Annotated in this window: 13 protein-coding genes; 3 read left to right on the top strand and 10 right to left on the bottom strand. The window is 64.3% G+C overall.

The features are described from left to right. Nucleotides 1-75 precede the first annotated feature (75 nt). From E2I15_RS19665 to E2I15_RS19705, 9 genes are all read right to left on the bottom strand, one after another. The gene (locus tag E2I15_RS19665) at nucleotides 76-1,017 is read right to left on the bottom strand and encodes a polyphosphate kinase 2 family protein (RefSeq protein WP_137478739.1); all 942 of its coding nucleotides are present in this window, start codon (nucleotides 1,015-1,017) and stop codon (nucleotides 76-78) included. After that, nucleotides 983-1,993 (bottom strand): branched-chain amino acid ABC transporter permease, encoded by a 1,011-nt coding sequence (locus E2I15_RS19670; RefSeq protein WP_137478740.1) that lies wholly within the window; start codon nucleotides 1,991-1,993, stop codon nucleotides 983-985. Before E2I15_RS19670 ends, E2I15_RS19665 begins: the two co-directional genes overlap by 35 nt. Beyond that, nucleotides 1,990-2,871: a branched-chain amino acid ABC transporter permease gene (locus tag E2I15_RS19675; RefSeq protein ID WP_057015074.1), complete on the bottom strand. Its 882-nt coding sequence runs from the start codon at nucleotides 2,869-2,871 to the stop codon at nucleotides 1,990-1,992. Before E2I15_RS19675 ends, E2I15_RS19670 begins: the two co-directional genes overlap by 4 nt. 186 nt (nucleotides 2,872-3,057) lie before the next feature. Then, nucleotides 3,058-3,762, bottom strand: coding sequence for an ABC transporter ATP-binding protein (locus E2I15_RS19680; protein WP_137478741.1), 705 nt, complete (start codon nucleotides 3,760-3,762; stop codon nucleotides 3,058-3,060). 4 nt (nucleotides 3,763-3,766) lie between these two features. After that, entirely contained in the window at nucleotides 3,767-4,540 is a 774-nt protein-coding gene (locus tag E2I15_RS19685; protein WP_018272977.1) for an ABC transporter ATP-binding protein, read from the bottom strand. Between the two features lie 22 nt (nucleotides 4,541-4,562). Next, complete coding sequence (locus E2I15_RS19690) at nucleotides 4,563-5,873, bottom strand: ABC transporter substrate-binding protein (RefSeq protein WP_137478742.1); 1,311 nt, start codon at nucleotides 5,871-5,873, stop codon at nucleotides 4,563-4,565. Between the two features lie 176 nt (nucleotides 5,874-6,049). Continuing rightward, a complete protein-coding gene (locus E2I15_RS19695; RefSeq protein WP_137478743.1) occupies nucleotides 6,050-6,814 on the bottom strand; it encodes a substrate-binding domain-containing protein in 765 nt (254 codons plus the stop codon). Between the two features lie 15 nt (nucleotides 6,815-6,829). Further along, nucleotides 6,830-7,531 carry an NUDIX hydrolase gene (locus E2I15_RS19700; protein WP_137478744.1) on the bottom strand — a complete coding sequence of 234 codons (702 nt, stop codon included), beginning with the start codon at nucleotides 7,529-7,531 and terminating at the stop codon, nucleotides 6,830-6,832. 12 nt (nucleotides 7,532-7,543) lie between these two features. Then, nucleotides 7,544-8,569 (bottom strand): ABC transporter substrate-binding protein, encoded by a 1,026-nt coding sequence (locus E2I15_RS19705; RefSeq protein ID WP_137478745.1) that lies wholly within the window; start codon nucleotides 8,567-8,569, stop codon nucleotides 7,544-7,546. Here E2I15_RS19705 and E2I15_RS19710 point away from each other — a divergent pair. Both E2I15_RS19710 and E2I15_RS19715 read left to right on the top strand, forming a co-directional pair. Beyond that, the gene (locus E2I15_RS19710) at nucleotides 8,568-8,768 is read left to right on the top strand and encodes a hypothetical protein (protein WP_137478746.1); all 201 of its coding nucleotides are present in this window, start codon (nucleotides 8,568-8,570) and stop codon (nucleotides 8,766-8,768) included. The two genes, E2I15_RS19705 and E2I15_RS19710, sit on opposite strands and share 2 nt — an antisense overlap. 46 nt (nucleotides 8,769-8,814) lie before the next feature. Continuing rightward, nucleotides 8,815-10,173, top strand: coding sequence for a 4Fe-4S binding protein (locus E2I15_RS19715; RefSeq protein ID WP_246729422.1), 1,359 nt, complete (start codon nucleotides 8,815-8,817; stop codon nucleotides 10,171-10,173). A 98-nt stretch (nucleotides 10,174-10,271) separates the two neighbouring features. On the opposite strand, the gene E2I15_RS19720 is transcribed toward E2I15_RS19715, so the two are convergent. Further along, a complete protein-coding gene (locus E2I15_RS19720; protein WP_137478748.1) occupies nucleotides 10,272-11,156 on the bottom strand; it encodes an SDR family oxidoreductase in 885 nt (294 codons plus the stop codon). Between the two features lie 92 nt (nucleotides 11,157-11,248). Here E2I15_RS19720 and E2I15_RS19725 point away from each other — a divergent pair, with 92 nt between their 5' ends. Continuing rightward, a complete protein-coding gene (locus E2I15_RS19725) occupies nucleotides 11,249-12,091 on the top strand; it encodes a helix-turn-helix transcriptional regulator (RefSeq protein ID WP_137478749.1) in 843 nt (280 codons plus the stop codon). Nucleotides 12,092-12,123 lie beyond the last annotated feature (32 nt).

The raw sequence follows: 12,123 nt of genomic DNA on the forward strand, positions 1-12,123 counted from the left end.
ATTCATTAAGATTGCCTTGCGAGCGGCCAGTACGCGCGGGGAATATCCGCATGCGACAAACATACGACGCGGCGCCTACTTCTTTGCAGACGCCCTCTCGCCAGCCCCGCCCTTGCCTTCCGCCTCCAGCGCCGCGCGGACGCGCTTGAATTCGCTCAAGTCGGCCTTGTCGACCTCGGGGAATTTCAGATCGAGCTTGTCGAGCGCGTTGACGATGGTCGAGCCGATCACGACGCGGGCGAACCATTTGTGGTCGGCGGGCACGATGTGCCAGGGCGCCAGCCCGGTCGCGGTGTGATGGATCATGTCCTGATAGGCGGCCTGATATTTGGCCCACAGCTTGCGCTCGGCGACGTCGGCCATCGAGAACTTCCAGTTCTTGGCCGGCTCCTCGAGCCGGTCGAGGAAGCGCTGGCGCTGCTCCTCCTTGGAGACGTTGAGGAAGAATTTCAGGATCACGGTGCCGTTGCGCGACAGATAGCGCTCGATCGCAGCAATGTCCTCGAAGCGCTCGCGCCAGATGTCCTTGGTGACGAGGCGCTTCGGAATCTTCTGCTTGTCGAGCACCTCGGGATGCACCCGCACCACCAGGCACTCCTCGTAATAGGAGCGGTTGAAGATGCCGATGCGGCCGCGCTCCGGCAGCGCGATCATCGCGCGCCACATGAAGTCGTGGTCGAGCTCCCTGGTCGAAGGCTGCTTGAAGGAGGAAACCTCGCAGCCCTGCGGATTGACGCCCTCGAACACGCTCTTGATCGCGGAATCCTTGCCGGCGGCATCCATGCCCTGGAAGATCAGCAGCAGCGACCAGCGGTCCTGGGCGTAGAGCTTCTCCTGGAAATCGTTGAGCCGCTTGCGGTTGGCCTCGATGATCTTGCCGCCGGCGTCCTTGTCGATGCCGCCCTTCTCGGCGGTCGGATATGATTTGAGGTGAAATTCGCCCGAACCGTCGAAGCGGAACGGCGCGACGAAGTGCTTCAGTTCATCGGCGAGCGATGGGGACGGTTTGTTGTTCATGGCCTCTCGACGGCTTGCGTGGCGATTTGATCCGGTCGATCACGCTACCAAGAATGCCCTTGGGCAGGAAGATGATGAACAGCACCAGCAGCACGCCATAGACCAGATTGTCCCAGCCGACCGCCTTGGTGCCGAAAGAGATGCGCAGCACCTCGGCCAGCACGATGGTGATGACGGCGCCGACCGTCGGCCCCAGCGCGACATAGACGCCGCCGACGATCGCCGCGAACACCATCTGCAAGGAGACCGCGATGCCGCTCACCGTGTCGGGCGAGATGAACATCTGGTACTGGCAGTAGAGCGCGCCCGACAGCGCGGTCATCAGCGCGCTGATCAGGGTGATCTTGAGCTTCTCGGCGGTGACGTTGACGCCGGCCGCGGCGGCGGCATCCTCGTCCTCCGAGATCGCCTCCATGGCATGGCGGATCATGCTGCGATCGATCGCGCGCCAGATCACGAGGCCCACGACCCAGACCGCGAGCGCGATAAGATACCAGGTGGTCTTGTCGTCGAATTGCAGCGCGAGCAGCCCCTTGCCGCTCGGCGCGCGCTGCGGCGTGTAGCCGAGCGAGCCGCCGGTATAGTCGCGGGTCGCGGTGATGACCTGCAGCACGATGCCCGACAGCGCCAGGGTCACCAACACGAAATAATGGCCGGTGATGCGAAAGCGAAAGCAGGGATAGGCGACGACGAGCGCGAGCGCGCCGGCGGTTGCCATGCTGAGGGGAATGCCGATCCAGGGCGACACGCCGAGATGGTTCCACAGCAGCGCGGTGACATAGGCGCCAATGCCCATGAAGCCGCCATGGCCGAGCGAGACCAGGCCGAAGCGCCCCATGATCGACCATGAGGTGTAGGCGAACGACCAGATCAGGATCAGCACCAGCACGTGCAGATGATAGGGATCGCGATGCACGAAGGGCACCGCGACGAGCGCGATCAGCGCGATGATCCAGAAGGCCGCTTGCCTGTTCACGAGCGCCTCGCCAGGAGGCCCGCGGGCCGGATGAACATCATGACGATGAAGAAAGCGAAGGCCAGCACGTAACCCCACTCGAGATCGGAGAACAGGCCGCCGAGCGAGATGATCTCGGCGAACACGAAGGCGGCGATGAAGCCGCCGATGAAATTGCCGAGCCCGCCGAGCACGCAGATCAGGAAGGTGATCGGCCCGAACGACAGGCCGACGAACGGATGCACGTCATATTGCAGCACCAGGAGGCAGGCGGCGAGGCCGGCGAGCCCGCCGCCGATCGCCGAGGTGACGAGATAGATGCGCTTGGGATCGACACCCATCAGCGGCATGATCTGGCGGTCCTGCGCGATGGCGCGGATCGCGGTGCCGGTGAAGGTGCGGGTCAGGAACAGATAGACGCCGATCATGCCGAGCAGCGCGGCCGCGAACGACAGCAATCGCGCGTAGCTGAAATTCATCTCGCCGAGCGCGAGCACCGGCAGGCGGATGCCGAGATTGCGGAAGTCGATGCCGAAGGCGACGGTGGCAAAGCTCTGCAGGATGAACAGCACGCCGCCGGTGGCGAGCAGCTGGTTGATCGGCGGCGCGGTCAGCAGCGGCGCAATCACGAAGAAATGCAGCGCGGCGCCGAGCAGCGCCACCAGCAGGATGACGAGCGGCGCGGCGGCCCAGTATGGCAGGCCGTAATACTGCACGAGATAGTACATGCCGTACATCCCGATCATCACGAGTTCGGCGTAGCAGATCCAGGTGACGTCGATGACGCCGAAGATCAGGTTGAGCCCGAGCGCGAGCAGCGCCAGCACACCGCCGAGCAGGATGCCGTTGATGACGGCCTCCAGCAGGTAGATGTCGAAGATGTCGAGGAAGGATTGCATGGCGGCTGCCTTTCTTACCTCTCCCGCTTGCGGGGGAGGTCGGATCGCATCTTCAGATGCAATCCGGGTGCGGGCTCTTTCCACAGTACGACTCGCGGAGAGACCCCCACCCCAACCCTCTCCCGCATGCGGGAGAGGGAGTAGAGCGTCCTCGCGGCAATCATCCCGGCCAATCCAATCATCCCCTCACACCCCCAAATACGCCTGCTTGATGGTGTCGCTGGCCGCGAGCTCCGCCGCTGACCCGGCGGCGCGGATGCTGCCGGCTTCCAGCAGATAGGCGCGGTCGACCACGCGCAGCACCTGCTGCACGTTCTGCTCGACGATCAGGACGGTCAGCCCGCTGGCGCGGATGCGCTTGACCAGCTCGAACACCTGCTGCACCACGACCGGCGCGAGCCCGGCCGACGGCTCGTCGAGTAGCAGCAGTTTCGGGTTCGACATCAGCGCACGGCCGATCGCGCACATCTGCTGCTCGCCGCCCGACATCGTGCCGGCCATCTGGTGCTGACGTTCCTTCATGCGCGGAAACAGCTCGAACACGAACTCCAGCCGCTCGGCGTAACGCGCGCGGGCACCGGGCATGTAGGCGCCCATCTTCAGGTTGTCGGCGACGGTGAGCCGCGGAAACAGCCGGCGATTTTCCGGCACATGCGCGATCCCGAGGCTGACGATGCGATGCGGGGGCGTCGCGACGACGTCGGTGCCCTCCATCGCGATCGTGCCTCTGATCGGGCGGATCAACCCGGAGATCACCCGCATCAAGGTGGTCTTGCCGGCGCCGTTCGGGCCGATCACGCCGACCGCCTCGCCCGCCTTGACGTCGAGGCTGACGTCGAACAGCGCCTGGAAGCTGCCATAGCCCGCGTCGATCGATTTCAATTCCAGCATGCGCTCACGCCCCGATCCGGCGCCGCGCCTGGGCTGCCGCCGCGGCCGCGAGGCTCGCATCCGCATCGGTACCGAGATAGACCTCGATCACTTTTGCGTCGCCGGCGACATCGGCCGGCAGGCCCTCGGCGATCTTCTCGCCGTGATCGAGCACCATCACGCGATCGACCACGCGCATCAATACGCCCATGATGTGCTCGACCCAGATGATGGTGATGCCGAGCTCGTCTCGGATCCGGCGCAGCATGTCGGCGGCCTGGTCCATCTCGGCCTCGTCGAGACCGCCAAGGCTCTCGTCCGCGAGCAACAGTTTCGGGCCGGTGGCGAGCGCCTTGGCGAGCTCGAGCTTCTTCAACCCGGCGGCGCCCAGGCCCTCGACGCTGGCGTTGCGATCGGTCGGCAGACCGACCATCGCGAGCGCCCGCTCGGCCGCCTCCTCGGCCTTGCCGCGGCTGTGGCGGCCCTGGCCGTAGAAGCCGGCGAGCACGACGTTCTCGAAAATGCTGAGGCGATGGAACGGCCGCGGGATCTGGAAGGTACGGCCGATGCCACGGTTGATGATCCGGTGCGGGGCGAGCCCGGCGATCTCGTGGCCGTCGAACAGGATCGAACCGGAGGTCGGCGGCAAGGTGCCCGACAGCATGTTGAAGATCGTGCTCTTGCCCGAGCCGTTCGGGCCGATCAGGCCGAGGATCTCGCCCTGCTCGACGCGAAACGACACGTTGTTGACGGCACGAAAGCCGCCAAACCGCTTGACCAGGCCTTCGACGGCGAGCACGGCAGTTCCCTTCGCGAGCGAGCTATTTGTAGCTGTAGGTGGTGCCGGCCGGCAGCGGCAGCTCGGTCTCGCGCTGCATCTGGCTCTTCGGCCACACCACATAGGACTTGTCGTCGATATATTGCAGCACCACCGGGAACGAGCGCGCGTTCTGCCCGGCATACTGCTCTCCCTCGCCGTAGAACTTCACGCCGTAGCCGAGCATGGTGCCGCCCTCGGGAATGTCGGTGTCGAGCGCGGCCTTGCGCAGCGCATCCGGATCGACGCCGCCATACTTCTTGATCGCGCGCGGCAAGACGTCGTCGAGGAAGACATAGGCGTTGGCCGCGCCGATGCCGACATGGGCGGAACGGATCGGCATGCCGGGCTTCAGCCGGTCATACTCCTCGCCGACCATCTTGATGACCGGCGGCAGCTTGGGATCCATGTTCTTCTGGTTGGCAAGCCAGATCGATATCGGGTCGGTGTTGAAGAGATAGTTGGCGTCGGCGCCGAGGCCTTCCTTCAACTTCTCGTAAACGCCGTAGCCCGCGCCATGGCCGACGATGGCGCCGAACTTCAACCCCTGCTCGCGGGCCTGGCGGAACAGCAGGGTAATGTCCGGATTGTAGCCGGTGTGGAAGATCACGTCGGGCTTGGCGCGCTTCAGCTTGGTCACCAGCGCCGACAGATCGGGCGCGGTCGCCGAATAGCCCTCCTTGAGCACGATGTTGAAGCCGGCCTTCTTGGCGCCGGCCTCATTGCCCTTGGAGACGTCGACGCCATAGGCGCCGTCCTCATGGATGATGGCGACGCGGAGGTCCTTCGGCTCCTTGCCGAACTTGGACATGGAGTATTGCGCGATGAAGTCGGTCGTCATCATGCCGTACTGGTTGCCGGCGGCCTGCGGACGGAACACGTATTTGTAGTTCTTGCCGTCGAACACGCCGGACGAAATGCAGGTCGTGATCCACATGAACTTCTTCATCTGCTCGACCCGCGCCGACACCGGCACGCATTGCGCCGAGGAGAAGAAGCCCATCACCATGTCGACCTTTTCCTGCTCGAGCAGCCGGACGGCCTCGTTGATCGCGATGTCGGGCTTGCTCTGCGCGTCGGCATAGACGGCCTCGACCTTGTAACCCTCGACGCCGGTCTTGGCGTAATGGTCGAGCATGATCTTGACGCCGGTGTATTGCAGCTCGGAGCCGCCGCCGGCCAGCGGGCCGGTCAAATCGAAGATCACGCCGATCTTGATCTTCTTGTCCTGCGCATGCGCTGCACTGGCCACACCAAGCGCCGCAAGCGCGACAGATAGACCCGCAAGCCAGCGGGCAGCCCTCCTGACCGGCATGAATCCCTCCCCAGAGATTGTGCACTGCATTTTTTGTTGTCGTGCCACCCTATCACAGGGGGAGCGGCCGATGATGTCAAGCGCGATGGCTGCGTCGCCACGGCGCAGGCTTGCGCAAAGTTTCGGCGGAACGGTGCCGACGCGCGGTGCTCGGGCGCGCGCGTCGCGGCGGCAATTTATCCGCGGGGCCGTTCCATGCCGGCCCGTTTGATGGCCGCGAGCAAGATATCGCTGTCCAGGGACAGAAAATCGATCAGGCGCTTGGCTGCTTCCGGCGCTTGCGCGTCGCTGACGATCGCGGCCGTGAAAGTCTGGACCAACTGGAGATCTGGCGGCAGCAGACCGACAACTTCGATGCCGCTCTCCTGAACCAGTTCGCTGGTCGGGCCGATCGAGAGATTTGCCTTGCCTGCTCTCAGCGCTTCGGCCGCCTCGGTTCCGCGCGCTTCGAGGGTGAGCCTGACCGTGTCCGGCAAGTTCAGCCTGGGGAAAACCTTGTCGCGGACGTACTGCCCGCTCGTGCTGCTCGGCGCCACCACCTGGCCCGCATCGATCAAGGCTTTCCTGAGCGCGACATCATTGCCGATGTCCGGCTTGCGAGAACCTGTTCGAACCGCCGCGGCCAAAGGTGCCGTCGCCAGTCCGGCCTCCGATCCGGCACGAATCCGGCCGTCTTCGTTGAGCTTGTGAAGTCCCTCGCGCGAAAGGATCACCACGTCCGCTTTGGTGCCGTTCGCAAGCTGGTGCCTGATCGTCTTCGGACCGGCGCCCTCCGACGCGCCGGATCCAGTCTCCACGCTGATGCCCGTGCTTCGCTCGAATTCAGGCAGCATGTCGCGATAGACCGCGGCGAATCCACCCGAAATGATGACCTTGATCGTTTGGGGGCCGTCGGCGATTGCCGGTGTCAATGCAGCGACAGCGGTGGCGTGCTCGGTCATTGCGCATTCCTTTGCCTAGGCCGGCAGCTGCGTCTCGATGAACGCGGTGACGAAGCGCGGCATCTGGGCATTGAGATCGGCGCGGCTGCGCACCAGATGGATGCCGGCAAGCTCGGGATTTGCCTGGCGCGCGAGATTGGCCTCGATCCGCGCCCGCAGCGCGTCACCTTGCATATCGACGCGCAGGATCTGCATCATCGCAAGCGCGGGCCCGGTGTAGATGCAGTGCCAGTCGGCATCGCCGCGGCAATCCGACGGCAACAGTCCCGTCTCCTCCTCGAGCTCGCGCATCACGCTGCCGGCGATATCCACCGTCTCGCCCCTGATATCGTCGAGATCGGGCGTCCCTGACGGGAAATAGATGCGTCCGGCATTCGCGGTCTGCTCGCCCATCACCCCGCACACGAAGGTGCCGTCGCTGGCGAGCAGCGCCCCCATGCCGAACCCGTTGAACACCTCGCGGTCCGGAAAGCCCCAGTCGCGCCAGGCGAGGAAGCTTGCGAAATCGGTCTCGAAATAGCTCGCGCTAAGCCGTTCGCCGGCAAAGACCGGATCGCGCCCGAGCAGGACGCGGCCGTTCCACAGGTTCGGGTTCAGCCGCTGCTGCTCGGCGAAATGCGCGTCGATCTCGGCGCGCCGCTGGTCCGCGAATGGCCAGGGACGCCGCTGCAGCGCGAGGTCGAGCGCGGTGACGCGACAAATGAGTGGAGACTGCATATCCGTGCGAGTTTACTTCGCGTTTCCGGTCGTCTTCTTGGCTTGGTCGACGAACTTGTTGGTGTAGGTCTTGGTGACGTCGATGCCGGCCTTGGCGACCTCGGGCGAACCCTCGCTGAACACGGCAAGCACGGCCTCGGCGCCCTTGGGATCCATCTTGCCGGTTTCCGAATACATCGGAATCGTGTTCTTCAGCGCGGCCAAATATTGCTCCTTGTTCTTGCCGACGAGATCTTCCGGCATCTTGGCCATGATCTCTTCGGCGGAATGCGAATGGATCCACGAAAGCGTCGCCATGATCGCGTTGGTCAGCGCCTGCACTTCCTTCTCGTGGCCGTTGACCCAGGCCGCGGTCGAATACAGCGCGCCGCCGGGATATTCGCCGCCGAACACCGCCAGCGTGTCGTGCTGGGTGCGGGTATCGCTGAGGATCTTGAGGTCCTTGTGACTGCCCTGCAGCACGGTGACGGACGGATCTAGCATGACGGCGGCATCGATCTGGCCCTGCTCCATCGCCGCCACCGCCGTGGCACCGAGGCCGACGCCGATCACCGCGGTCCCGGCGGGATCGAGGCCGTTCTTCTTCAGGAGGTACTTCAGGAAGAAATCGGTCGAGGAGCCCGGCGCGCTGACGCCGACCTTCTTGCCGGCGAGATCCTTGATCGCATTGATCTCGCCGGTGTGCTTCGGCGACACCACCAGCACGAGGCCGGGATAGCGGTCATAAACCACGAAGGCCTGCATCTCCTGCTTCTTGGCGGCGATATTGACACAATGGTCGAAATAGCCGGAGACGACATCGGCGCTGCCGCCGAGCACGGCTTTGAGCGCATCCGAGCCGCCCTTGAGGTCGACCAGTTCGACCGCAAGCCCGGCCTTGTCATATTCGCCGAGCTGCTTGGCCAGCACGGTGGGCAGATAGCACAGGCAGGCGCCGCCCCCGACCGCGATGGTGATCTTGCTTTGCGCCGCGGCAAGGCCCGTGGACAGGGTCAGCGCCAGCAGCGTTCCGGCAAGCTTGCCAAGCCATTTGTTCATGACGTCCTCCGTTCGACTGGCCGGCAAGATAGAGGAGCCGGCAGGCCTTGAGAAGGCGACTTTCCGACAGCTGGACGGCCGCGCCATCAAGGCCATTCCGATCAAGACGCCGCCGCAGGCGCAGGATGATACCAAACTGCTGAATTTGATTGCGGGCTCCCTCAACGTCACGCGCGCAACTGACGGTTCCATGCCATGACGCCTGACAGACAATTCACTTGCCTCGCGTCCGCTCGCTCCATAATATGATAATCATCATCTATAGAAGGCAGGACCCCATGAGCCTGGACGATCACCCCACGGTCAGGGCTGTGCGCGCACGCAGCAGCGAACCGGGCCGCGACGTCCCGGTTTCATCGGAGCTGATCAAGGATATCGCGCGCAGATGCGGAGCCGACGATGTCGGCATCATCGAGTTCGAACGGGCCGCCATCGCGCCGCAGCGGGACTTCATTCGCAAGGTCTATGGCCGGACGCGCTCCCTTATCGCGATCGTCTGCCACATGAACCGCGAGCCGGTGCGCTCGCCCTCGCGATCGGTCGCCAACGAGGAATTCCACTGCACCTACGATCACGTCAACGAAACCGCGCGCGCCATCGTTCGCGCGCTCGACGAGCACGGCATCCCGGCCTGCAACTCGGTTGCCGCGTTCCCGATGGAGATGGACCTGCCCAGGATCATGATGGTCCAGCACAAGCCGATCGCGGTGGAAGCCGGTCTCGGCCGCATGGGAATCCATCGCAGCGTCATCCATCCGAAATTCGGCAGCTTCGTCCTGCTCGGCACCATCCTGCTCGGCTGCGAGGTCGACGCCCATGATCACCCGATCGAATACAATCCGTGCCTGGAGTGCAAATTGTGCGTCGCCGCCTGCCCGGTCGGTGCCATCAAGCCGGACGGCGGCTTCGACTTCCTGTCCTGCCATACCCACAACTATCACGACTTTCTCGGCAACTTCGCGCAGTGGGTGGAGAAGGTCGCGGACTCGAAGGACGCAAGGGATTATCGCGCCCGCGTTCCCCGCACCGAGACGCTGAACATCTGGCAATCGCTGTCGTTCAAGCCTGGCTACAAGGCGGCCTATTGCATTTCGGCCTGCCCGGCCGGCGAAGACGTGATCGGCCCCTTCCTGCACGATCGCGACGCCCATTTCGCCGAAGTGGTGCAGCCGCTGATCGACAAGGACGAGTTCGTCTACGTGATCCCGGATACCGACGCCGAGGACACCGTGACGCGGCGCTTTCCACACAAGAAGCTTCAGCATGTCGCGTCCGGCCGCCATACCGGCAGCCTGCAGGCCTATATCTTTTCGCTCTCGCTCGGATTCCAGCGCGGCAGGGCGCGAGGTCTGGATTTCGTGACGCATCTGCGCTTCACCGGTGCAAGCGCGCTGGATATGACCGTCGCGATCAAGGGCAAGGACCTCCAGGTCGTGCCGGGACGGCATGTCGGTGAGGCCGCTCTGACCATCACCGCCGACATCCAGGCCTGGCTGCGCGTCCAGAACCGCGACCTCGAATTGGCCGACGCGGTTACCCACGAGCTGGTGAGCTACAGCGATGAGAAGCTGTTTGCGGCCTACATGCGATGCTTCCCGCTGTGACCGGCTGCGAAGCTACCCCACCAACTGTGCCCACCCGCGGAGAAATGGTGAGTTACGCCTTCGGCTAACCCACCTTACGTATCCTACTGTGCCGCGTCCTACTGCGCGGAATAGACCAGCTGCTCGAGATCGGCAATCAACCCCGGCCCGGTCGGCTGCCATCCAAGCGTCCTGCGCGTCTGCTCGCTGGAGGCCGCTATGTCGTATGCCGCGAACGTGCCGAGCCAGCCAAAGAAGGCCTGCGCCTCTTGCGGGGCGATCGATCTAACCGGCAGCTTCAGGCGCCGTCCGATCGTTTCGGCAATATCGCGCATCGAGACCCCCTCTTCTGCGACGGCGTGATATCTTGCGTTCGGCTCAGCCTGTTCGACGGCCAGCCGGTAGAGGCGCGCCACGTCGAGAACATGCGCCGCCGGCCAACGATTTTGCCCGTCGCCGAGATAAGCGCACGCGCCCTTTTCGCGGTACACCGCGATCAAGGGGGTGATGAGACCCTGCCTGACGGGATCGTGGACCTGGGGAAGACGCATGGCCGACGCACGGACGCCCTTCAGCGACAGGGCCGTCTGTTCCGACACGCGGGGAAATGGGAAATCCGGCGATATCGTTTGGTTCTCAGTCGCGATCTGGCCGGGCTTGGCCAATCCCGCCAACCCCCCGGTTACAATCAGTGGCCTGTCCGATCCGGCCAGAACAGAACCCAGGGCTTCGATGGCGCGGCGGTCGATCTCGCAACTGTTCGCGAAGTTGGACCAGTCGTGAACGAAGCCCAGGTGAATGACAGCATCCGAAGCGCTTGCCCCCTTGCGCAGGCTATCAAGGTCCTCGAGCGAGCCGCGAAGAACCTCCGCACCAAGGGCGGAGATCGCGTTCGCCCCCTCGTCCGAACGGGCCATGCCAAGAACTTGATGTCCGGCGGCGATCAGGTCCTTGACGACGGGAGTGCCGATGAATCCGGTGGCACCAGTGACGAACACACGCATGAGGAAGTCTCCAGGTTTCGTTGGAGACAAATCTGGCCCTGCGCGCTATCCTGTTAAAGTAGTGACCTTATCATGGTATAATAGCTAACAGGATGAGCGAACCGCTCGCGCAAGAGAACCTGCTCGGCGCCTACCTGAAGGACCGCCGCAGCAAGCTCGATCCGGCCGTGTTCGGCTTTCCGCCGGAGCGGCGGCGCACGCCGGGGCTGCGCCGCGAAGAGGTGGCGCAGCGCGCCAATATCAGCGCGACCTGGTACACCTGGCTCGAACAGGGCCGCGGCGGCGCGCCCTCTGCCGATGTGCTCGACCGCATCGCGCGTGCGCTGATGCTGACCGATGTCGAGCGCGAGCATCTGTTCCTGCTCGGTCTCGGACGCACGCCCGAGGTGCGCTACCAGAAGAGCGAAGGCGTCACGCCCCGGCTGCAGCGCGTGCTCGACGCGTTGGAGCCGCGTCCCGCCGTGATACGCACCGCGACCTGGGATATCGTCGCCTGGAACCGGGCCGCGACCGTGATGCTGACGGACTACGGATCGCTGCCGCCGCGCGAGCGCAACGTGCTGCGCTTCATGTTCCTCGATCCGCGCGTCCGCGCCGCGCAACACGACTGGGCCAGCGTGGCGCGCTTCGTGGTCGGCGCCTTCAGGGTCGACGCAGCGCGTGCCGGCGCCGCTGCCGAGGTGCAACCGTTCGTCGATGAGCTCTGCCGGCTCAGTCCGGAATTCGCGGCGCTGTGGCGCGACAACGACGTGCGAACGCACGGCGAAGGCGTCAAGCAGCTCCGGCATCCGATCCTGGGCCCGGTCAAGTTCGAATATTCGGCGTTCGCGGTCGACGGCCGGCCCGACCTCAGCATGATTGTCTACAATCCGATCGACCCGGAGGTGACGGAGAAGATCCGCGGCTTGATCGAGACCGCGCCGGAAGTGCCCTAAAGCGCGATGCGATTAGGTTGAATCGTCATCGC

The organism is Bradyrhizobium sp. BR2003, assembly GCF_009720285.1.
Classification (GTDB): Bacteria; Pseudomonadota; Alphaproteobacteria; order Rhizobiales; family Xanthobacteraceae; genus Bradyrhizobium; species Bradyrhizobium elkanii.